This window comes from Winogradskyella sp. 3972H.M.0a.05, assembly GCF_040493455.1.
Lineage (GTDB): Bacteria > Bacteroidota > Bacteroidia > Flavobacteriales > Flavobacteriaceae > Microcosmobacter.
Genome location: NZ_JANFDA010000005.1, coordinates 1 through 21,715, shown reverse-complemented (window position 1 = coordinate 21,715; position 21,715 = coordinate 1). Strand labels below are relative to the sequence as shown.

The window sequence follows — 21,715 nt, the reverse complement described above, 5'->3', positions numbered from 1 at the left end:
AAATTTATGCCCCTAGTGGTGAGCTTATGGCATCAGCCACTGATCCAGAGGCTGGTATAATTTTATCTGTAGAAGATTTGTGTAATTGATTTGTTACTGAAGCGATAATATCAAAAAGTACTATAAGCATTAAGAAATTAAGTTTATAGTACTTTTTTTATTTAAAAAACGAATCTACAAACTCATATTTGTTGAAGACTTGAAGGTCTTCAATGCCTTCGCCTACACCTATATATTTTACAGGAATCTGAAATTGATCCGAGATGCCAATTACAACACCGCCTTTTGCGGTTCCATCTAATTTTGTCACTGCCAGTGAAGACACCTCTGTGGCAGCAGTAAACTGCTTAGCTTGCTCAAATGCATTTTGACCTGTTGAACCATCTAGAACCAAAAGCACATCGTTTGGCGTATCGTCTACAACCTTTTGCATGACACGCTTTACTTTGGTTAGCTCATTCATGAGGTTAACCTTATTGTGCAAACGTCCAGCAGTATCAATAATAACTACATCTGCATCTTGATTTACTGCACTTTGAAGTGTATCAAAAGCTACTGAAGCTGGGTCGCTTCCCATGCTTTGTTTGACTATAGGAACATCTACTCTATCTGCCCAAACTTGCAATTGGTCTATAGCTGCTGCTCTAAATGTATCTGCTGCTCCAAGTACAACTTTTAATCCTTGCTTCTTGAATTGGTAAGCTAACTTTCCGATGGTTGTTGTTTTACCAACACCATTAACACCGACAACCATGATCACATAAGGTTTCTTATTTGATGGAATGGAGAACTCAGTGTCTTCTCCGCTATTGGTTTCGGATAGTAGACCAGCAATTTCCTCTCTTAGGATTTGATTTAATTCTGAAGTACCAAGATATTTATCTCTTGATACACGTTCTTCTATACGCTCAATAATCTTAAGGGTAGTATTAACACCTACATCACTGGTTACTAAAACTTCTTCTAAGTTATCGAGAACATCATCATCGACTTTAGATTTTCCAGCAACTGCTTTATTCAGTTTTGTAAAAAAAGAGGTTTTAGATTTTTCGAGTCCTTTGTCTAAGGTTTCCTTTTTTTCTGAAGAAAATATTTTTTTAAAAAAGCTCATTCTTTAATTATCATTATTGCTTGTTCCAGAACAAATTTCCTGCCTAAAATTAAAACTGAAAACTTGTCATGCTTTGGCTCAAATATAGATATAAAAAAACTGCTTTCAAATGAAAGCAGTTTCTTAAAAATCGAACACTAAAATTCGATTAGTTCTTATTCAAAAAGTCATTAACACGTTCTGGTGCCATTACAGACTCAACAAACATGTATGATCCTGTTTTTGGCGACTTCACCATTTTGATAGCTTTTGTTAATCTCTTTGATCCTGTCTGTAACGATGCTACTGATTTCTTTGCCATGACTTAATTATTTTATCTCTTTATGAATAGTCATACGCTTAAGGATAGGATTGAATTTTTTGATCTCCAATCTATCTGGCGTATTCTTTTTGTTCTTTGTAGTAATGTAACGCGACGTTCCTGGCATACCAGAGTCTTTGTGCTCAGTACACTCTAAAATTACTTGTATTCTATTACCTTTCTTTGCCATTTTACGTGTCTTATAACGTTATGCCTAATTTATTTTAAAAATCCTTTTGCCTTAGCTTCTTTGATTGCTGCAGAAATACCAATCTTGTTGATGGTTTTTAAGGCAGAAGTAGAAACTTTTAACGTAACCCATTTATCTTCCTCAGGAATGTAGAAACGCTTTTTGATAAGGTTAGCATCAAACTTGCGCTTGGTTTTATTCATAGCGTGCGACACGTTGTTCCCAACCATCGCTTTCTTTCCTGTAAGTTCACAAACTCTTGACATGTTTTCTAACTTTAAACGTGTTATTTTAAAACAGGGTGCAAATTTAGGAAATCTTTATTGTTCTGACAAGGGAAAGTTGTCACTTTTTTGAAATTTCTTTTTGAAGCATTTCAACTGCCTTATTTACGGCTTTATTAATGACTTTAACGCGATGCTTTCCAAAACTGAATTCCTCTGAATATACTTTATCTTTCGTAGCTATAGCAATATGTACAGTCCCGACCTCTGCATCTGAGTCACCTTTTGTTGGCCCTGCATTTCCTGTTGTAGCAATACCATAATCTGTATCGAACAAATCGATTGCTTGTGTTGCCATTGCTTCTGCTACTTCTTTACTGACCACTGAATGTGTGTCTATAAGGTCTTTTGAAACTCCTAAAACATTGACTTTACTTTCTGTAGCATAACATACGGCGCTTCCTTTAAAGTAAGCTGATGCGCCTGCATTGGCTGTAAAGGTTTCGGCTATCTTCCCTCCTGTACAACTTTCGGCAGTGGCTATAGTTTTACCAAGCTTCACTAATTGTTCTCCTATTAATGCTTCTATAGAATGTTCACCTTCAAACCCAACAAAAATATCTACAATTTGCGGCAATACTAATTGTATCTGCTCTTGCATGGCTTCTTCTATAACTTGCCTATCCATCCCTTTGGCAGATAGTCTGAGTCTTACTTTTCCAAGATTTGGCAGATATGCTAGCTTAATAAATTCTGGTAAGTTATCTTCCCACTCTTCAATACGTTCTGCTAAAGCACTTTCTCCTAATCCATAAGTCATCAGGGTTTTGTGCATTATGTATGGAAACTTATAGGTCTTCCTAAGCTTAGGGATAACTTCGTTCTCCATTAAATACTGCATTTCGTAGGGAACGCCTGGTAAAGAGACAAAGACTTTGTCATTATTTTGAAACCAAATGCCTGGTGCACTACCGTAAAGATTCATTAAAGCATCTGCCTTTGAGGGTACTAAAGCTTGATCTATATTGACTTGTTGCAATGGTCTTTTGATATAGGCTTTCCAGATGCGTTTAATGTTGTCTAAAACCGCATCGTCTTGCACCAACTCATCATCAAAATATTCTGCTAGCGTTTTTTTGGTAATATCATCCTTGGTAGGGCCTAAGCCTCCTGTGATAATGACAATATCCGCATTGGCTTCTGCTTCTTCTAGAGCCTTTAGGATATGCGTCCTGTCATCTTGAATTGATGTAATTTGATATATGGAAACACCGATCTTATTTAAGGCCTTACTTATGTATGTAGAATTTGTATCTACAACTTGACCAATAAGAATCTCATCTCCTATTGTAATTATTTCGGCTTGCATTACAGGTTAAAGTCTGCGCGGATTTCGTTTGAAGCGTTTTCTATGGCTTCTAAAACAATAGTAAGTTTATCATTAACATCGTGAGATTGTTCGAACTTTCCCCAATCCTGGACTACGATTAAATCTTCCAGAACTCCTAATTCGAACAAGTCTATAGTAGGTTTCATCTTATGGGCTGCTTGATAGGCTGTGTAATGATCACCTAGAGCTACAGCATTTTTTAGACGTTCTGCATCTTCTGGAACTTCTTCCAAAAATGTCTGTGCCAATGCCAAAATAAAATCCTGATCATTATCGGCTAAATCCTTTACACGATGCAATTTGTAATGTTTTTCCATTTATTTTACTGTTATTGAAAACATTTCTTCGTTTTCTATAAATCCTCTAAGCTTGTCATTAGCAATCACCTTGCCAACTCCTGAAGGTGTGCCTGTAAATATAACATCTCCTATCTTTAAAGTAAAATATTTGGACACATATTCGATGAGTTCATCTACTTTCCAAAGCATATGGCTGGTTTGTCCTTGTTGTACAACTTCTCCATTTTTTTCTAATGAAAATGAAATGTCGTCAATGGATTCAAACTTAGATTTATCAATCCATTTCCCAACTACAGCAGCACCATCGAAAGCTTTAGCACGCTCCCATGGCAATCCTTTTTCTTTGAGCTTAGATTGTAAATCTCTGGCTGTAAAATCTATACCTAGTCCAATCTCATTGTAGTACTTGTGTGCAAACTTCTTATTGATATGCTTCCCTATCTTATTAATCTTCACGAGTAACTCAACTTCATGATGAATATCGTCCGAAAAGTCTGGAATGAAAAAGGGTTGCTTTTTTAAGAGAATCGCTGAGTCTGGTTTTAAAAATACTACTGGTTCTTCTGGGCGTTCATTATCTAGTTCTTCTATATGCTTCGTATAATTGCGCCCTATGCAGATGAGTTTCATATTTGTAGTTGATGGTAAGTTGTTTAATCGTTTATAGGTTTGAAAATAGTCTGTTAAAAAACATATTAAAGTAAGCCAATCCTATCGGAATATTAGTTAATAATATTGCTGAAGACAGTAATAATGACTTCATGTTATCCCTTGACCTTATTTGACTGATAGCAAGAATAATTAAAAATGAAAACACGGTAATATTAATTAGGCCTACAATACTTGTGTAAAATATTCCAACAATAAATGCTAAATTAATATCTATAAAGCTTAATAAAAAAACAATAGACCCTGTAATAAAAGTCCACTTAGCGATGAATTTACTTAAAGGCAAATACGACCTATAATCATATGGATTTACTCTTGTATAACTCAATTACTATAGCAGTTTATTATTGAACTGTCTTAGCTTAATAGCAGTCAAGACTTTCTTCGTATATAATGGGAAGTCAGCGTTTAGCAACCATCCAAAATATCCTGGTTCTTCTTGCAAGACATCTACAACACGTTTTCCTTTATGCTTTCCGAATGAAAAACATTCTTCTCCCTTTTTATTGAAGTTGATGAAGCCTGCAAAATCTGCAAACTTTTTGCGAGAGCTAAATTCTGCTAAAAACTTAGTGTCGTTCTGAAGTTCATCGTATTTTTCTACTTGTGCTTTTAGTACTTCGTAAGTAGCATTGGTATCTGCTTCGGCGCTATGCGCATCATCTAAATTTTTATCGCAATAAAACTTATATGCTGCACTCAATGTACGTTGTTCCATCTTATGAAAAATGGTCTGTACATCTACAGCAACACGGTTTTTCATATCGAAATCCACATCTGCTCGCAACATCTCTTCTGCTAATAATGGAATATCGAACCGATTAGAATTAAATCCTGCTAAATCTGAATCTTTGATAAGATTATGAACCTCCTTAGCTAATTCTTTGAAAGTAGGTTTATCTGCTACATCTGCATCTGTAATACCATGAATTGCAGTTACTTCTTTAGGAATCGGCATTTCTGGATTTACTAACCATGTATGACGCTCTTCCTTTCCTCCTGGATGAACTTTGAGTATTGAAATCTCTACAATACGGTCTTTGGATATATTGATTCCGGTAGTTTCTAAATCAAAAAAGCAAATAGGTTTGCTAAGGTTAAGAATCATGTGCTATTAATTTAGTGCAAAGATAAAATAAAGTGACTAGGAATTAGTAATCAGTAAATAGGATTTGTCTTTATAAATAAAAAACATTGAAACAGATTCTTAACTACCTCGTCATATTTTAATAATAAAAAATGCAATAGATTTTAAAACTCACGTCTATATAATTGAGAGCTGTAAAAAAGCACTTCTAAATGAATCAATCAGAAAATAGCAAAAAGCTTAACACATTTTTTAACGAAGAATATAATACTCTTAAATCTTATGTAAGCTCAAATCTTAAATCTAGTATTAATAGAGATCCGGAAGATATTATACAAGATGTAGCATTAAAACTATTTTCTAGTGCAGATAGATATTCACCTATAAGTAATGTAGCTGGCTTTGTATACAGAGCTCTCAAAAATAAGCTTATTGATATCATGAGAGCATCAACAAAAAGTAAGGTTGATTATGAATCTCATAACGAAGCAAAATTAATTGAGTTTGCAACTTTAATTTACGAGACACCCTCAGACTTATATCCTGAACAGATGAAACAAGAATTAAAAGCTGCAATAATTAACCTTAAACCAAACTATAGAGATATCATTATAGCAATAGATTTTGAAGGTTATACCTATAAAGAAATAGAACAAGAAACTGGTGTTCCTATTGGTACATTAATGTCTAGAAGACATAGAGCCATTTCGCTCTTATATAAAAATTTAAAAAACAGTATTAATAAAAAATAAAACTATGTCAAATTACTTTAAACATAAAATGAGAGGTAAATCTCCGGGAGAAATTGCTGGGATAATAATTTTCGGCGCCTTATTTATAGCAGGATTAGCTATCCTATTTGGTTTTGTTATTATGTGGTTGTGGAATTGGTTAATGCCAATGATATTTGGTCTTACTACATTAACATATTGGCAAGCAGTTGGTGTTTTTATTCTATTTAAAATTCTCTTAGGAGGATGTGGTGGCTTTGGCGGCAAAGACAAAAAAGGTTCAAAAAAGTCTAAAGAAGAATTTTCCAAATGGAAGCATTATGATGATTTTTGGAAAGAAGAAGGAAATAAAGCGTATGAGGCTTACGTAGATCGTATAAACTCTAAAGAAGAATCAAATGATTAGTCCATCTTACTCAAATCATGCTAAAGAACTAAAAATTCAAATTTTTAAGACAAATATTAAAGCAGAATCTGATCTTAACACTTTAAAGCCATTACTTGACTCTATTTCATATATTATAAAATGGTCCATAGACCTTGAAGATATTGACAAAGTACTGAAGATTGAATCTCATGAGAGCTTAAGTGAAGAGGACATTATCAATCTGGTAAAATCTAGAGGTTATTATTGTGAAGAATTAGTTTAATTATATTAACTCTTTTAACCAAAAAAACGCACAGTAAATACTGTGCGTTTTGTATATAGTATTTATATGATAATTTAAATTTCTCTATTAGGATCCCAAGCTTCAAGGTAGTCCTTAACTGCTTTTACAAACATACCTCCAAGAGCTCCATTAACCACTCTATGGTCATATGAGTGCGACATAAACATTCTGTAACGGATTCCGATAAAATCACCTTCAGCAGTTTCTACTACAGCAGGCACTTTTCTAATGGCTCCTAATGCCAGAATTCCTACTTGCGGCTGGTTGATAATTGGTGTTCCCATGATACTACCAAATGTCCCAACATTCGTTACTGTATATGTTCCTCCTTGAATATCATCAGGCTTCAGTTGGTTGTTCCTTGCTCTTATAGCTAGATCATTAACCTGTTTTGTCATTCCGACCAGATTAAGCTGGTCTGCGTTTTTGATTACAGGCACTATAAGATTACCATCTGGTAAGGCTGCTGCCATACCAAGGTTGATATTTTTCTTTTTAATGATACTATCGCCTTGTACGGAAATATTCATCATAGGGAAATCACGTAAAGCTTTTGCTACTGCTTCCATGAAGATTGGAGTGAAGGTTAAGTTCTCTCCTTCGCGCTTGAAGAAATCATCTTTAACCTTCTTACGCCAGTTCCAAATCTTCGTTACGTCTGCTTCGATGAAGCTTTGTACATGAGCCGAAGTTTGTACTGATTCAACCATATGATGCGCAATAAGCTTGCCCATTCTGGTCATTTCTATAATCTCATCATCTCCACTTGCTACAACTGGAGCTGCTTCTTTTTGCTTTGGTGCTTCAGTCTTAACTGGTGCAGTTTCAACTTTTGCTGGTGCTTCAACCTTTGGAGCTGAAGAACGATTTTCGATGTAAGCTAGTATATCATTCTTTGTGACTCTTCCATCCTTTCCTGATCCTGGCATAGCATCGAGTTCTGCTTGAGAAACACCTTCTTTACTAGCAATGTTTCTTACTAATGGTGAATAGAAACGATCTCCACTAGAGACTACAGCAACTGCTTCTTTTGCAGCAACCACTGTCTGAGTGACCTCTGCTACTGCTGCTTGCGGTGTTGGAGCTTCTTCAACTATTGCTTCTTGTTTAGGTGCTTCAACCTCAACATTGCCTTCTCCTTCTGTTTCTATAACAGCAATGGTTTGTCCGACCTGAACAACATCGTCCACGTCGAATAATTTTTCTACTAAAACACCATCTACTTCACTAGGCACTTCACTATCGACTTTATCTGTAGCAATTTCGAGAACTGCTTCATCTGCTTCGATAGTATCTCCTACGTCTTTAAGCCATGAGGTAATTGTTGCTTCTGCAACACTCTCTCCCATCTTTGGTAGTTTAAGCTCAAACTTTGCCATATTCTTAATGTAAGTCTATAATTCAGGTTAACGGATGCAAAATTAATTAAAATACTATAACTCTATTGCTATTTCAATAATTAATTAGCTCTAAAATGTAATGATCTCTCCTCTGTTCTTTGAGTCATTACTTCCTAAAATGAAATTTGAAGTATTTGGAAGAATCTTGAAGGTTGCTTCTCGATTTATGTCTGGATTAGACATGAAACCTATTATATCTTTATAACTTAAATAGTTAGCATCAAAAATAACTTCTGTGTTATTCTCAACTTTATCTAATGTAGATTTTATCTGTATAGGTTTTTTCAATTTAGACTCTAAAGATGTATTCAAACTGTCTGATACCAATATATATTGATCGGGATTACTCAGAATTTCTTTAGGATGTTTTCTAATAATATAGGCTAGCTTTATGCCTGACCACACTATACTATCAAAAACAATATTCTTCTTAAAGTGCTTCTTGTAGAATAATTGCATCGCTCCAAAAAAGCGTCTGGCATATGTTTTATCCTTGAGTGTGCTTTCTCCTTTAAAGTGAATCACAGAAGTCTTTCCAAAGTAATAATTACTATAGCCTGCTTTTACTGCTTTGTATGAAATATCGATATCTTCTCCATACATGAAGTAATCGGTATCAAAGCCTTTGATGTCCTTGAAAACATCTTTTTTTATTAGCATGAAAGCGCCTACCATAATATCTGCCTTTCCTGTATCGTATTGCTGAAGATGATTTGCATAATAGTCATTAGCATTACCAATCATCTTTTTTAACGCAACACTCACTAAAGGCACGTTGCGTTTACTTTCTGGCAAGTATTTTCCTTTACCGTCTACTAATCGGCATCCTATGATTCCAGCATCTTCTATGCTTTCAGTATAATTGAGAATTGATGAGAAGGTATCTTCAGCGACAACAGTATCTGGATTAAGAATACAGATATACTCACCCTTTGCATGCTCAACACCTATATTATTCCCTTTTGAAAACCCAAAATTCTCTCCATTCTCAATAAGTACCACATCGGGAAATAAAGATTTTACCATTGCACAGCTATCATCACTAGATTGATTATCGACCACAATGATTTCTGCGTCAATGCCTTCAATGGCTTTAACTACACTTTTAAGGCATAGTTCCAAAAAATGGCGTACGTTATAGTTGAGTATGACTATGGAAAGTTTCAAAAAGGGGTTTTAAGATTTTAAAGAAATTTCAAAAGGAATCCTATTGGCAATACTTCTTCCTAGAGTAATCTCATCGGTATACTCTAATTCATTACCAACTGCTATTCCTCTTGCTATTGTTGATGTTTCGATGTTAGCGTCTTGTACTTGTTTATATATGTAAAAATTGGTGGTATCGCCTTCCATTGTTGGGCTTAGAGCAAAAATAAGTTCTTTTATATTTTCATTTTTTACACGCTCAACTAACTTGTTAATTGTAAGATCATTTGGACCAATCCCATCCATTGGTGATATCTTTCCTCCAAGTACATGATATAGTCCTTTAAAAGATCCTGTGCTTTCTATAGCCATGACATCTTTTACATCTTCCACTACACATATCACACTTTCGTCTCTATGAGGATTCTTGCATATATCACAAAGATGATCATCACTCAAATTATGGCATTTACTACAAAACTTAATGTTAAGAATCATCTCCTCCAAAGCTTTAGATAGCCTAATGGTTTGCTCTTCGGGCTGCCTCATTAAATGCAAAACAAGACGAAGTGCTGTCCGCTTACCAATGCCTGGCAGTTGCGCCATTTCGTCAACAGCTTTCTCTAATACTTTTGATGATAGTTCCATGCAGCAAAGTTAAACCTATTGTGGTTATTCTCTAAAAAAAAGTCCAGTGAGTAATTTCACCGGACCTTTTCGTTTATGATATAAGTTATTATTTAATAATCAACTTTTTAGTTATCTCTCCTCTTGTGTTATTAATCTTCACAAAGTATAATCCTGTAGCAAATTGTGATACATCAATTTGCTTAGGGTTGATAAGGCTTTCATTTTTACTAAAATAAAGTAGCTTTCCTTCTGAGTTGAAAATTCTAACTGCAACATCGTCTGGTTTATCCCATGATAATGTTACTAAGTCTTTAGCTGGGTTTGGACTTAACTGAACAGTATTAAATTCGAACTCAGCTACACTAAGTGGATCGTAAATATCAGTTCTCCATAATCCTCTTCCGTATGTTCCTGCATAAAGCTTTCCTTCTGCTTCATTGATCTCCAATTCACTAATAATTACGTTTGGTAATCCATTATTGAAAGGTAACCAGCTATTCCCAGTTGTATCATCTATGTAGTATACGCCATAGTTCATACCAAGATATAAGCCATTATCTGCATTATTTGCCCAAACTAATGCTCTTGCACTAAAGTTTGGTAAGTCGTACTGATAAGATGTCCATGTTGTACCTCCATTGGTAGTTACATATACTTTTTGAGATGAAGTTGTAGCAATAGCTACTCTATCTGGATCTGTTGGATGAATTGCTATTGAGTTAATTGATCCATTGAACCCTGTAACTTGATTCCAAGTTGGAATTATCCCTACAAATGAATTCTTGTAAAGGAAACCTCCTCTAGCAGCATACATAAGGTTACCATTGGATGGCGCTATCTTAAGGTGATCTAAGTTTGGTCCAAAATCCTGAGAAACTGGACTCCAGGTAAGCCCACCGTCGTCTGATTCGTAAACTTGATCGTAACCTGTATAAATAGTATTAGGCTCTGTTGGGTGTTGCTCAAAAGGTGTAATCCAATTTCCTGATTTGTTATCTGGTGAAGGTAATCCGCTTGATCCAGCTCCAGAGTTAAGAGATCTGAATAATCCTCCAAATTGTGTTGTACCGTAAATAATACTCGAATTGTCTTTATCTACAAAACCTTCCATTCCATCTGCACCAAGCCAATCGATCCAATTTCCATTACCGTCCATAAGTGATGTTCCGTTATCTTGAGAACCTCCTGTAACTACTGCTGGGTTAGTTTGACTAACACCTATTTTGTAGAATTGTCTTATTCCTAATCCACTAGATAAATCTCTGTAATATGAAGCATTAACATCTGATGGATCATCAGCAACATAGATTCCTCCATCTGTTCCAACATATAATTTCCCATCAACGAACTCTAAGATATCAACATCTGGGTGACAATATCCTATTCCCAATCCAGAAGCAAAACCAGGTTGCCATTGTGATGTAATACCAAAAGTAAGCCCTCCATTAGTTGAACGCCAAGTATTTATTCCTGCAATAACTACTTCATTTGCATTATCTGGATTAACGGTTATATCCATGTCTCTAGGTGCTTGACCACCACCATCGTCGGCTGCTGTAGTACTGTATCCTAGATAGTTTTTAGCTGTGTGATCTACTTCAGTAAATGTAGCACCACTGTCAAATGACTTATATATTGCTCCAAAAGCTCCACTAGAAGATTCTAGCACATAGACCACTCCAGGGTTTATTGCATCATTTGCAGCTACTCCAATCATTTTTGGCCCGCCATTAAATCCTCCAACTTGAGTAAAGTTAGCACCTCCATCGGTTGATAAAAAGAAAGCATTACCAGATGCATATATAGTATTTGTATCTCCAGGTTTGAACTCTACATCGTACCCATTAAAAGCAGCAGGGTTAATCATTGACCAAGTAGTTCCAGAATTTGTAGATTTAAAAATTCCACCTCCTTCTGCACTACAGTACATTTTAGTAGTATCTGTAGGATCGATTAATATCTTATTTACGTTTCCACTACCAACATCAGCAAGAATGTTCCAAGTGTTTCCTGAATCTGTAGATTTGAAGATCGTACCGCTAGTTGTTCCCCAATAATATATACTTGAGTTAGTCGGATCGATAGTTAGTGAATATACAAGGATGTTAGATAGATTATCAGTAAGCACCGACCAGTTGTTACCTCCATCCATAGATCTCCAAACACCTCCTGTTTCTCCACCAACGATGATGTGATCCGTGTTAGATTGGTCGATAGATATGGAAGTGACACGTCCTACACCTGGATTCCATCCGCTAGTTGCGTTCCAAGACAACGGCCCCATCTCTTCCCAGTTACCTGTTGTAGTTCTTGCAACAGAATTAAAATTTTCGTTAATGTAAGCGTTGTAGTTTTCAAGCTCATTGAAGTAAAACTCTGGAGTTTTGAGCATTCCGTTCTCATCCATGTTTTGTAAAGCTTGGTACTCCCATCTTTTGTAAGGTTTGAAACCTGTACCACGTCCTGTGCCTTCTATGGCAAAATAAGCTTCGGCTTCGGTCTGTATTTCTTGTACAGTGTATTCACCAGAAATGATCATTTGCTTATATTCTTGTGACCATGCACACAAGAAAAAAGCAAAAAGAATTGAGGTTAAGTAGTTCTTTTTCATTTTTCTTTGGTTTTCTTTTTTATAAAGTCACAAATGTACTACTTTCATTACAAATTTTTTAACGAATCCTCAAAATTATGACGCCATTAATGATAATTTCTTTAATATCAGCCTACTTTGGTGTATTACTTCTAATTTCTTATTTCACCGGGAAAAATGATAGTAATGCCGATTTCTTCAAAGCAGGAAAGAAATCACCTTGGTACCTTGTTGCCTTCGGAATGATTGGCGCTTCATTGTCTGGCGTTACCTTCATTTCTGTTCCCGGCTGGGTTGAAGGTGCCAAATTTGGCTATATGCAAGTCGTTTTTGGCTATTTGGTTGGCTATTTCATTATAGCTTACGTTTTAATGCCAATTTATTATCGCTTGAATGTTACTTCTATCTATGAATATTTACTGCAACGTTTTGGTCGCGTAAGTCATAAAACTGGAGCTTTTTTCTTCTTTATCTCAAGAGTTTTAGGGGCTTCTTTCAGGTTATTCCTTGTGGCAATAGTGCTTCAGCAATTTGTTTTTAATGCCTGGAATGTCCCTTTTGAAATTACTGTAGTGCTTTCCATATTACTTATTTGGATATACACATTTAGAGGTGGTATCAAAACCATTGTTTGGACAGATACATTACAAACATTGTTTATGCTGGTAGCTGTTGGGCTTTCAATTTATTTTATAAATGATAAGATTGGTTGGAGTTTTGGGGAGTTCCTTTCTTCTGAAGAACTCAAGAACTATAACCAAATGATTTTTGTGGATAGCTTCTTGGAGAAAAACCACTTTATTAAATCATTTCTTGGAGGTTTATTCATTGCTGTTTGTATGACTGGCTTAGATCAGGACATGATGCAAAAGAATCTTACTTGTAAATCTTTGAAGGATGCTCAAAAGAATATGGTGTCTTTTAGTATTGTGTTAGTCGCTGTTAATTTTGTATTCCTATTGCTTGGGGCACTTTTATTTATCTATGCTGAAAAATTCAATATAGCTACTCCTCTAATGGATGGTGCTCCTAAAACAGATTTATTGTTTCCCGAAATAGCATTAAATAGCGGTTTGGGGATTACACTTGCAGTTACATTTATGCTTGGTCTTATTGCTGCTGCCTACAGTAGTGCTGATAGTGCATTGACATCTTTAACGACCTCCTACTGTGTGGATTTTTTGAGCATTGATAAAAAGCCCGAAGAGGATCAGAAAAAAATAAGAAAGCGTATCCACATACTTATGAGCCTGTTGTTGGTTGTTGTTATCATCATCTTCAAGCATGTTCTAGATAGAAATGTAATTGATAGCTTATTGACTGTAGCTGGTTATACTTATGGTCCGTTGCTTGGATTATTTGCTTTTGGAATTTTTACAAATTATAAAGTAAAAGACAAGTATGTATGGTTAGTCGCAATAGTATCTGTATTGACCACTTTCGCCTTGGCAAAAATTCCGCCTGAAAATTTATTTGGATACAAAGTAGGTTATGAGTTATTGCCTATTAACGGGTTACTCACCTTCATTGGGTTAGTATTGATTCGTAGAAAGTAATACCAAAGTACAGGCTACTTCAACATCTATATTGTTATCATGTAGTAATTTAACGAATTCCATATTCTCAGTTCCTGGATTAAAAATCACACGATTTGGACTAAGAGAAAGCACATAATCATAGTATTGCTTCTGTCGTTGAGGATTTAGATAAAGTGTGACTGTATCTATGTCTTGAAAATGCTTTAAGTCTGTTTCAATAATTACACCTTCAACTTCTCCTTTTCTATTACCTATGGCTACTACATCAATATTACTATTAATTAATCTTCTTATTGCAATATTAGAATATCGACTAGGATTCTCTGACGCTCCAAGTAATAAGGTTTTTTTTCGCATTCGATCTCAAATGTTAAAATGTTGTTAACTAGTGTTAAATCAAGTAACACAATATAAAAATAAACGTCTATCCATTAACAACAAATTAATCAATCAAATTCAATGAAAAAATCAATCGTTCTGTGCTTATTATTTTTTACTTCATTAATCTATGCACAACCTTCTGCCAGTAACTCAACAAGAGATGGTTCTATTTCTGGAAGGGTTATGGACGCAAAACTAAATGAACCATTACCTTATGTAAACGTAGTTATTTTGAGTGCTTCTGGTGAAACCATTACTGGTGGTATTACTGATGATGACGGAAAATTTAAGATAACCAAAATCCCTGAAGGTAAAGTCAATGTAAACATCACATACATTGGATACAAAACAGTTACCAAAGAAGTTACCATTGGAGGTGACAGTGGTTACAATGTAAAACTCGGCAACATCAATCTCGAAGAAGAAGCTGAAGGCCTAGACGAAGTTACCGTTGTTGCTGAAGTTTCTACGATTCAACAAAAAGTAGACAGAAAAGTAATTAATGTTGGTAAAGACCTTACTACAAGTGGTCCTACTGCCAGCGACATTATGAACAACTTACCATCTGTATCTGTTGATCAGCAATCTGGTAATGTAAGCTTAAGAGGTAACCAGAATGTACAGGTGATGGTAGATGGAAAATTATCTAACATTCCTGCTGCACAATTATTGAGACAGATTCCTTCTAATTCTATTAAGCAAATTGAATTAATTACTAATCCTTCTGCAAAATACAATCCAGACGGATTGAGTGGTATCATCAATATTATTCTGCATAAGAATACTAAGATTGGGTTTAATGGAAACCTAAACGTTGGTTTAGCCTACCAAGACAATCCTAAATTCAATAGTTCTATTGACATGAACTACAGAAACGGGAAATTCAATTTCTACGGAAACTATAGCAACAACATCAATAGAAATGAAAACTATGGTAACCTTGAAAGAGTTGATGATCAGTCTGTACAGCTGTTTAATTTTTTAGACAGAGGTCAGTCACATTTATTTAAGGTAGGTGTAGATTTTTATTTGAATGATAAAAACACGCTATCATTCTTCACAAATCAAAATATATTTGATGGTGATACAGAAGGTCTAACACGCGTTAGATTCCCTCTATCTCCTGAGGATGATAACAACCAAACGTTCAACAACTTCAACGACAACAATTCTCAGCAATACAACTTCAACTATAAACTAGACTTTGCTAAAGAAGGGCACAACATAGAGCTAGAAGTTGACTATAATTTATTTGATGCCAATGCCATGACAGATAATAGATTCTTTGGCAACAACGTTAGACCAAATTTTGAGGAAGATACAGATACTGATAGAGATCGTACAACGATTAACTTAGACTATGTAAATCCATTATCGGAAAAGTCTAAACTAGAATTGGGATTACAAGCGCGTCTTTTCAATAGTACCATAGACTATGAGTCTAACCGAAGAGAGTTGAACATGGATGCGACGGAGTATGTGCCAACAATGACCGATTTTGAATATACTAGAAACATTTACTCGGCTTACGCTACTTATGGTAAAACATTAGAAAAATGGTCTTATCAAGTAGGTCTTAGAGCAGAGTCTGTTAATGTGGATGCAGATGCGTTCAAAGTATTCTTGGACACTAATGAGGAAGTTCTAACACCTTTTGAAAATGATTATTTCCAGGTGTATCCTTCTGCGTTTGTAACTTATAATCCTTCAGAGAAAAACTCTTATCAGTTTAGTTATAGTAGACGTGTCGACAGACCTGGAATTGGACAAGTAAATCCTTTACCTGAATGGAACACTGTACTGATTTCTTCTTTTGGAAATCAAGCATTAGAACCTCAGTTTACAAATTCTCTTGAAGTAAACTACACAAGACAGCTTGAAAAAGGTAGTATTACAGCTGGTGTATTCGTTAGATTTATTGAGGACGAAATCAACAGAGCTGTATTTGTAGATAGAAATAGTGATACAAGAGTTCCAAGGCTGATTCTTACATTCGACAACTTTGATAATACAGAAGCTTATGGTATTGAGTTTTCTTCAAACTACAGACCAACAAAATGGTGGAGTATAAATGGTAGTTTTGATCTCTATGCACAAACTCAAAAGAGTATTGCAGAAAGTATCATTGATTTTGATGCTGAACCTGTTGCTGCTGAATCAAACATTCGTACTGATGTCGTTTCTGTAGATAATATCATCTGGAACTTTAGAGCATTCAATAACTTTAGAGTTTCCAAATCGTTATCGTTCTCTTTATTTGCATTATACAGAGGGACAAACAAAGGAATTCAGTTTGACCAAAAACCTTTTACATTCGTTAATACAGGAATGCGTTACAACTTCTTAGGAGGTAGAGCAACGTTTAATCTTAACTTTAATGATATCTTCAATACGATGCAGTTTAAGTTTGAAGGAGACAGACCGTTCGATCAGTTTGGAGATTTCAATTGGGAAAGCAGAACTGTATTTGCAGGATTATCATACCGTTTTGGTGGTGGTAAATACAGAGCAAAATCTCGTAAACGAAGAGATAATGATGAAAAATCTGGAAGCGGAGGTTTCCTATAAAGATTATTTGATGGCTAACATAATAGTTGATGGTTAGTGTTAATGTATGGCCATTAGATTAGAAAACCCGAAGTTTAGACTTCGGGTTTTTATTTTTACGCCTCAAAAGAGGCGTTTTTTTATCATAAAATATTGTGTTACAATACTACTCCTTTTCATACCAAAAAAGATAGAAACCTTCAAAAAGCTACTTTTTTCAAGGAAATTTGCCTTGGTCAAAAAAAAATACTCAAAAAACACCCTTCAATTATTATAATTAAAAACTATAGTAAGCAATTATAATTACAATTAAAAACTTAATTGAAGACAAGTCACAAAAATTTGAAACATATTATACTTTTTTACTTATAAATTCATATTCAATTATATTGTTTTTCACCATTTTGTTTGGTGGGTGATTGACTCTTGATATATATTGAAAACTCAATCGAAAAACAAAGTATAATATTAACCCAAAAACCAAAGAATTATGATGACATTAGCAAAGCTGATTATTGATGTAATTTTCGGCTAATCACTTAGACCATAAAATGTAAAGCTTAGTTCTAGAATAAGTTTTACTATTTTTACAGTGTCTAACAACCCTCACAATGAAAAAAGCCTTTTTTAAGCTTCTTGCCAAAGTTAACAAAGCTCTCCTCCCAAGTTATTCAAAAAGCCAATTAGATCTGGCTAGCGCCAGCAAGATACAAATGGCCATAATAGGATGGCGCTGGTTTGTAACCAAAAATGCTTTGGATTAAATGTAAGGATAATAATAAACAGTCTAATTGACCAGATTGCTTAATGTATTATAATGAAATTTTTAATTTAAAATTGCTTCAAAAGCCTCATCGCAATTATAGCACAAGGCTCATTTGTCGCTGATTTTAATTGCAAAATTTAATTCTTCACTTGGAAATTCATTGTCCATTATTATTTTATATTTTTCGAATAACTCACATATCCCATTTTCGCTATCACTATAAATATATTCAGTAAAGAAAAATCTATGAGGAGCACTATTTCGTATTACATACATACTATTTGTTATAGCATCATAGTAATAATCATCGTCTCCTCGTTTATCAATAAGCATTTTCGGACTATTACTGGCAAAATTATAATTACCTTGATGAGATTTGCTTACAGCATCTAAACTTAACCATCTACCTACTCTAGGATCATGGAATCTATTCCCGTAATCATAACTATTCCCTTTGCCCTTAATCTCGTCGTCTTTTTCCTGTCCCTGGAAGCCGTAACGGTAGTCATCAGTAGCGCCATATCGCTTGTGGATTAGCATTCCGAAAGCAGACTTATAATTTTACACCTTTTTAAGGCGATTTTCAATGAACGTTTTAGCTTTATTAAGACTGCTTTGAATGTAAATAAATATTTTTTGCTTTTATTGACAAAAAACTATCTAGTAAGATAGCTTTTGTTTTATTCTTTGAAATTTATTTTTATCAACATCAATAAATTTAAATTCAATTGACTCTTTTTGAGAATTATTTTTTAAAACATCCCTCTTTTCTTTAATAAATTCGTTAATAAATTTATTATTAAAAGTAATTTCTTCGGCTAGTAAATTATGAAGATCAAGTCTTATAATATCAAAAAGAAATAAGAAAAGACCATGGAAAGCTTCAAAAGCATAATACTTATTGTCAATATCTTTTAGTAGCTGCTTTATAGTATTTCTATCGATCTCAAACCATACTTCAGGAACCAAAATAAATAATCTCTTGATATCAGAAGAGGAATAATGCTTCAAAGAATCTGTGATAAAAGCCAACCCATTATCTTCTAATAAATTATAATCATTATTTGATAGAATCAATTTAGGTCTTAAATCATCTCTTATAGAGTTGAACTTTTCATATATAGGCGAATAATCTTTATTAATTTCCATATAAATCTGTCGGTTCTTTTAGTTTTGGATCAACAACACCTTCTTTCCTTAACCCTTCTAGTGTTTTTTTCATTTCAGCCATAGTAGGCCTAAAATGTCCTGTTTCATTTGTCATTTCCACAATTTTACCTTTTTCAATATACAATTTTCCCGCTCCAAAAACTTCATCTGCATTTCCTGACATAAAATCATGACCTTTCCCTAAAATCAATTCTCCTTTTGTAGTAACGACATATTCACTTGCGCCTGAGTATTGTTTTCCATCTTTAAAAATTAATCCATCTTTAATTTCGGTCTTGTTGCTCCAATATTTTTTAGTGCCAAATTCAGGATTGGTTTGAACATCATTTTTAACTTTATTAGTAATTCTTGGGAAATCAGCAAATTTTGCCTTTTTCAATAAAGCAAACTTTCCTAATCTAACTATTTTATCTGTTCCTTTAGCTCCTAAAATTCCAGTAAGGACATCTGTAACAACTTCGGTCCTGTCTTCTAAATCGCCATTTACAACTTTATCAGCAGATTCGACAATAGCACTTTCAAAGGCTTTATTTGTAGCTAAAGTATTTGTATCAAACTTCTCATCTATATATTGTAACGTTGCCTCTGCGTTTGATTTAGGCACGCCCGAACCTTTAACAACAACTCCTACAACAAAATCCTTTGTACCTCTTAGTGCGTCTCCAGGGTTTTGAGCGACAAAAACAATTCCATCTACAGTCTTTTCGATAGATTTACCAACACCTCTAGTTATTTTCTGAACAGTCTTACCATAAACACCAGCTTCTGCCTGTATCATAAACCATTGAAATTCGCCACCTTCTAAATCAATTCCTTCTATCAATCTATTTTCACTTATAGTATAAGGACTATTCCAAGGGAAAGATTTAAATAAAGGGTCGTGACTCATAAATCTACCTAGTCTTGGATCATACATTCTAAAAGTAAAATTCAAGGAGTTCCCTTCGCCCTTAATCTCATCATCTTTTTCCTGTCCCTGGAAGCCGTAACGGTAGCAATCAGTGGCGCCGTGGCGCTTGGGGATTAGCATCCTAAATGCAGACTTATAACTTTACACCTTTTTTTGGCGATTTCAATGAACGTTTTTGGTCTCTCTAAATGTAGTTAAATCTATTAACTTGATCTTACATTTTTTGTAACCATATTTAATCATTTTTTTAGAAAACACCTCGCTACCGCTAGCTTATAGCTGGTGGTAAAACAAAAATACCCAACCCAAAAACCAGTAACATTTATTTCAATGAACATAGAAAACCAATAGTTGAGTTTTTATTTTGACCATTGGTTTTCATTTATTTACAGCCACATTTTAGTCCATGACCTTTTTTACTACATTACCCTATTAACGCTACTAGCTATATGCTAGCGGATAGTGGAGGCATCAAATTCTTTTATAAAATCATCAAAAAAAACAAAAAACTTATCTACTGCTTCTTCTTCAGAATATAATTTGTCAATTATTTTTACCCATGAAGTACTATGGTCTATTTGATTTTGAAATTTTTCAGACATCCAAGTTGAAAAATACTTTTGAAAATAATTATCGATTTCTTCACTTTTCTGTAACTGAATTTTAGCCATTAAGAATCCATTTAAAAAATAGAATAAGTGATAAATATCTCTATAATCAAAAATAGTATGATATTTTATTTTAATGTAGTCAACTAATTCTTTAATATTTAGACTTTTTAGGTTCTTTTTTGAGTAATTCATTTATACTTTAAAATTTAGTTTCTTCTATATATTGTGCGCCCATTTTATAATTCAAATCTATATCTAAATCATCAATCCACTTACTATATTCTATTCCATTAGGATTCATATTATCAAAAACCATATCATCTATCAAAATTGCCTCATGAAAACCTGATTCACCTATAACTCCATGTTTTTTAGAGATAACGTTAGGGCCAGCGATATTTTCAACTCTTAAGTGTGTACCCTTAATTTTTTTGTCTTTTAATCCATCCATTAAAGCTGACGCAAATTTATCGCATTCAAATTTTTTCTTTAATGATTGGGGTATGGTAGAAATTACCTCTCTTATATTACTTATAAGTTTGTTACCCGAAAAACCGTTTTTTGTTAGACTCCACTTTTGGCTTAAGCTTATACTTAATCTCCCTGTCTTTAAAAATGCTTGTATATTTTTACTGGCACCTAAAGTCTCTAAAACTCTTACTAATAATTGTCCATGGGCATAACCTGCATCAGAGGGACTATTTTGAAAAGTTGCATCATCTTTAAATTCACCTATACTTTCTTTAACGGCGTTATAAAATTTTTCCCTTACTTCTTTATCTTTAAATAATAGTTCAACGGTCTCTATACCTTTATCAACATCATCAACAGCTGCCATAGCAAATTCTCCCCATATACCATAACCATAGAAGTAATTTTCTCTACTTAAAGGATTGCTTAAACTGTTTTTATGATTCTCATAACCTAATTCTATTCCAGCTCCTAATGTTCCAAATATGCCGATATTAAGAAGAGATTCTACATCAGCAACTCCCGTATTTATAATTCCCGCTAAGAAACCATGAGCATAAGTTTTACCTTTCCACCATGATTCTGGTATTATTGGCCCTCTACCGTCATAATCTATCAGAAAAATTGGATTATTTGCAGCGAAAGCGTAAGGTGACATAGAAGGATATTTTCTAGCATCTGGGTCTAAAGAAATGAATCTTGCTACCCGTCCATCGTAAATACTTCTACTGCCGAAGTTATAACTATTTCCCTCCCCTTTAACTTCATCGTCTTTTTCCTGTCCCTGGAAGCCGTAACGGTAGCTATCAGTGGCGCCGTGGCGTCTCGGGATTAGCATCCCAAATGCAGACTTATATTTTTACACCTTTTAAGGCGATTTCA

25 protein-coding genes are annotated in these 21,715 nt (G+C 34.4%); 6 read left to right on the top strand and 19 right to left on the bottom strand.

Going from position 1 to position 21,715, the window contains the following annotated elements; translation table 11 throughout:
* Positions 1-4: 4 nt before the first annotated feature.
* The 9 genes from NCE97_RS11000 to NCE97_RS10960 all read right to left on the bottom strand — a co-directional run bounded on the left by NCE97_RS11000 (position 5) and on the right by NCE97_RS10960 (position 5,292).
* Positions 5-130, bottom strand: coding sequence for a hypothetical protein (locus tag NCE97_RS11000; protein ID WP_353779268.1), 126 nt, complete (start codon positions 128-130; stop codon positions 5-7).
* A 27-nt stretch (positions 131-157) separates the two neighbouring features.
* The gene (gene ftsY / locus NCE97_RS10995; protein WP_353779266.1) at positions 158-1,111 is read right to left on the bottom strand and encodes a signal recognition particle-docking protein FtsY; all 954 of its coding nucleotides are present in this window, start codon (positions 1,109-1,111) and stop codon (positions 158-160) included.
* Between the two features lie 148 nt (positions 1,112-1,259).
* Complete coding sequence (locus NCE97_RS10990) at positions 1,260-1,412, bottom strand: DUF4295 domain-containing protein (RefSeq protein ID WP_353779265.1); 153 nt, start codon at positions 1,410-1,412, stop codon at positions 1,260-1,262.
* Positions 1,413-1,419: 7 nt separating this feature from the next.
* Positions 1,420-1,602: a 50S ribosomal protein L33 gene (rpmG, locus tag NCE97_RS10985; RefSeq protein WP_353779263.1), complete on the bottom strand. Its 183-nt coding sequence runs from the start codon at positions 1,600-1,602 to the stop codon at positions 1,420-1,422.
* 29 nt (positions 1,603-1,631) lie between these two features.
* Positions 1,632-1,868, bottom strand: a complete 237-nt coding sequence (gene rpmB / locus NCE97_RS10980) for a 50S ribosomal protein L28 (protein ID WP_353779262.1) — start codon at positions 1,866-1,868, stop codon at positions 1,632-1,634.
* Between the two features lie 79 nt (positions 1,869-1,947).
* A complete protein-coding gene (locus NCE97_RS10975; RefSeq protein ID WP_353779260.1) occupies positions 1,948-3,195 on the bottom strand; it encodes a competence/damage-inducible protein A in 1,248 nt (415 codons plus the stop codon).
* Positions 3,195-3,533, bottom strand: coding sequence for an Hpt domain-containing protein (locus tag NCE97_RS10970; RefSeq protein WP_353779259.1), 339 nt, complete (start codon positions 3,531-3,533; stop codon positions 3,195-3,197). Before NCE97_RS10970 ends, NCE97_RS10975 begins: the two co-directional genes overlap by 1 nt.
* Positions 3,534-4,145: a fumarylacetoacetate hydrolase family protein gene (locus NCE97_RS10965; RefSeq protein WP_353779257.1), complete on the bottom strand. Its 612-nt coding sequence runs from the start codon at positions 4,143-4,145 to the stop codon at positions 3,534-3,536.
* 370 nt (positions 4,146-4,515) lie between these two features.
* Positions 4,516-5,292: an exonuclease domain-containing protein gene (locus NCE97_RS10960; RefSeq protein ID WP_353779255.1), complete on the bottom strand. Its 777-nt coding sequence runs from the start codon at positions 5,290-5,292 to the stop codon at positions 4,516-4,518.
* A gap of 191 nt (positions 5,293-5,483) precedes the next feature.
* Here NCE97_RS10960 and NCE97_RS10955 point away from each other — a divergent pair, with 191 nt between their 5' ends.
* The 3 genes from NCE97_RS10955 to NCE97_RS10945 are packed head-to-tail and all read left to right on the top strand — an operon-like array spanning position 5,484 to position 6,652.
* Positions 5,484-6,023, top strand: coding sequence for an RNA polymerase sigma factor (locus tag NCE97_RS10955; RefSeq protein WP_353779253.1), 540 nt, complete (start codon positions 5,484-5,486; stop codon positions 6,021-6,023).
* A 4-nt stretch (positions 6,024-6,027) separates the two neighbouring features.
* Positions 6,028-6,408: a hypothetical protein gene (locus tag NCE97_RS10950; protein WP_353779252.1), complete on the top strand. Its 381-nt coding sequence runs from the start codon at positions 6,028-6,030 to the stop codon at positions 6,406-6,408.
* Positions 6,401-6,652 carry a hypothetical protein gene (locus tag NCE97_RS10945; RefSeq protein ID WP_353779251.1) on the top strand — a complete coding sequence of 84 codons (252 nt, stop codon included), beginning with the start codon at positions 6,401-6,403 and terminating at the stop codon, positions 6,650-6,652. Before NCE97_RS10950 ends, NCE97_RS10945 begins: the two co-directional genes overlap by 8 nt.
* A 74-nt stretch (positions 6,653-6,726) precedes the next feature.
* Here the strand turns inward: NCE97_RS10945 and NCE97_RS10940 are convergent, their stop codons facing one another.
* The 4 genes from NCE97_RS10940 to NCE97_RS10925 all read right to left on the bottom strand — a co-directional run bounded on the left by NCE97_RS10940 (position 6,727) and on the right by NCE97_RS10925 (position 12,460).
* Positions 6,727-8,052, bottom strand: coding sequence for a dihydrolipoamide acetyltransferase family protein (locus NCE97_RS10940; protein WP_353779249.1), 1,326 nt, complete (start codon positions 8,050-8,052; stop codon positions 6,727-6,729).
* 90 nt (positions 8,053-8,142) lie between these two features.
* Entirely contained in the window at positions 8,143-9,240 is a 1,098-nt protein-coding gene (locus NCE97_RS10935; RefSeq protein WP_353779248.1) for a glycosyltransferase family 2 protein, read from the bottom strand.
* A gap of 9 nt (positions 9,241-9,249) precedes the next feature.
* Positions 9,250-9,867 (bottom strand): recombination mediator RecR, encoded by a 618-nt coding sequence (gene recR / locus NCE97_RS10930; protein ID WP_353779246.1) that lies wholly within the window; start codon positions 9,865-9,867, stop codon positions 9,250-9,252.
* 88 nt (positions 9,868-9,955) lie between these two features.
* Complete coding sequence (locus tag NCE97_RS10925) at positions 9,956-12,460, bottom strand: T9SS type A sorting domain-containing protein (RefSeq protein WP_353779244.1); 2,505 nt, start codon at positions 12,458-12,460, stop codon at positions 9,956-9,958.
* A gap of 77 nt (positions 12,461-12,537) precedes the next feature.
* Here NCE97_RS10925 and NCE97_RS10920 point away from each other — a divergent pair, with 77 nt between their 5' ends.
* The gene (locus NCE97_RS10920) at positions 12,538-13,995 is read left to right on the top strand and encodes a sodium:solute symporter (RefSeq protein ID WP_353779243.1); all 1,458 of its coding nucleotides are present in this window, start codon (positions 12,538-12,540) and stop codon (positions 13,993-13,995) included.
* Here the strand turns inward: NCE97_RS10920 and NCE97_RS10915 are convergent.
* On the bottom strand, positions 13,972-14,334 hold the full coding sequence (locus NCE97_RS10915) for a CoA-binding protein (protein WP_353779241.1): 363 nt from the start codon (positions 14,332-14,334) through the stop codon (positions 13,972-13,974). The genes NCE97_RS10920 and NCE97_RS10915 overlap by 24 nt on opposite strands.
* A gap of 102 nt (positions 14,335-14,436) precedes the next feature.
* Between NCE97_RS10915 and NCE97_RS10910 the strand changes: the two genes are divergently transcribed.
* Together NCE97_RS10910 and NCE97_RS10905 are read left to right on the top strand one after the other, a co-directional pair.
* On the top strand, positions 14,437-16,926 hold the full coding sequence (locus NCE97_RS10910) for a TonB-dependent receptor (RefSeq protein ID WP_353779240.1): 2,490 nt from the start codon (positions 14,437-14,439) through the stop codon (positions 16,924-16,926).
* A gap of 590 nt (positions 16,927-17,516) precedes the next feature.
* Positions 17,517-17,669 carry an SsrA-binding protein gene (locus NCE97_RS10905; protein ID WP_353779238.1) on the top strand — a complete coding sequence of 51 codons (153 nt, stop codon included), beginning with the start codon at positions 17,517-17,519 and terminating at the stop codon, positions 17,667-17,669.
* Between the two features lie 110 nt (positions 17,670-17,779).
* Here the strand turns inward: NCE97_RS10905 and NCE97_RS10900 are convergent, their stop codons facing one another.
* The 5 genes from NCE97_RS10900 to NCE97_RS10880 all read right to left on the bottom strand — a co-directional run bounded on the left by NCE97_RS10900 (position 17,780) and on the right by NCE97_RS10880 (position 21,671).
* Positions 17,780-18,211: an RHS repeat-associated core domain-containing protein gene (locus NCE97_RS10900; protein ID WP_353779237.1), complete on the bottom strand. Its 432-nt coding sequence runs from the start codon at positions 18,209-18,211 to the stop codon at positions 17,780-17,782.
* A gap of 120 nt (positions 18,212-18,331) precedes the next feature.
* Complete coding sequence (locus NCE97_RS10895) at positions 18,332-18,820, bottom strand: hypothetical protein (RefSeq protein WP_353779235.1); 489 nt, start codon at positions 18,818-18,820, stop codon at positions 18,332-18,334.
* Positions 18,810-19,871: an RHS repeat domain-containing protein gene (locus tag NCE97_RS10890; protein WP_353779233.1), complete on the bottom strand. Its 1,062-nt coding sequence runs from the start codon at positions 19,869-19,871 to the stop codon at positions 18,810-18,812. Before NCE97_RS10890 ends, NCE97_RS10895 begins: the two co-directional genes overlap by 11 nt.
* A 332-nt stretch (positions 19,872-20,203) precedes the next feature.
* Complete coding sequence (locus NCE97_RS10885; RefSeq protein WP_353779232.1) at positions 20,204-20,554, bottom strand: hypothetical protein; 351 nt, start codon at positions 20,552-20,554, stop codon at positions 20,204-20,206.
* A gap of 7 nt (positions 20,555-20,561) precedes the next feature.
* Entirely contained in the window at positions 20,562-21,671 is a 1,110-nt protein-coding gene (locus NCE97_RS10880) for a papain fold toxin domain-containing protein (RefSeq protein WP_353779230.1), read from the bottom strand.
* Positions 21,672-21,715 lie beyond the last annotated feature (44 nt).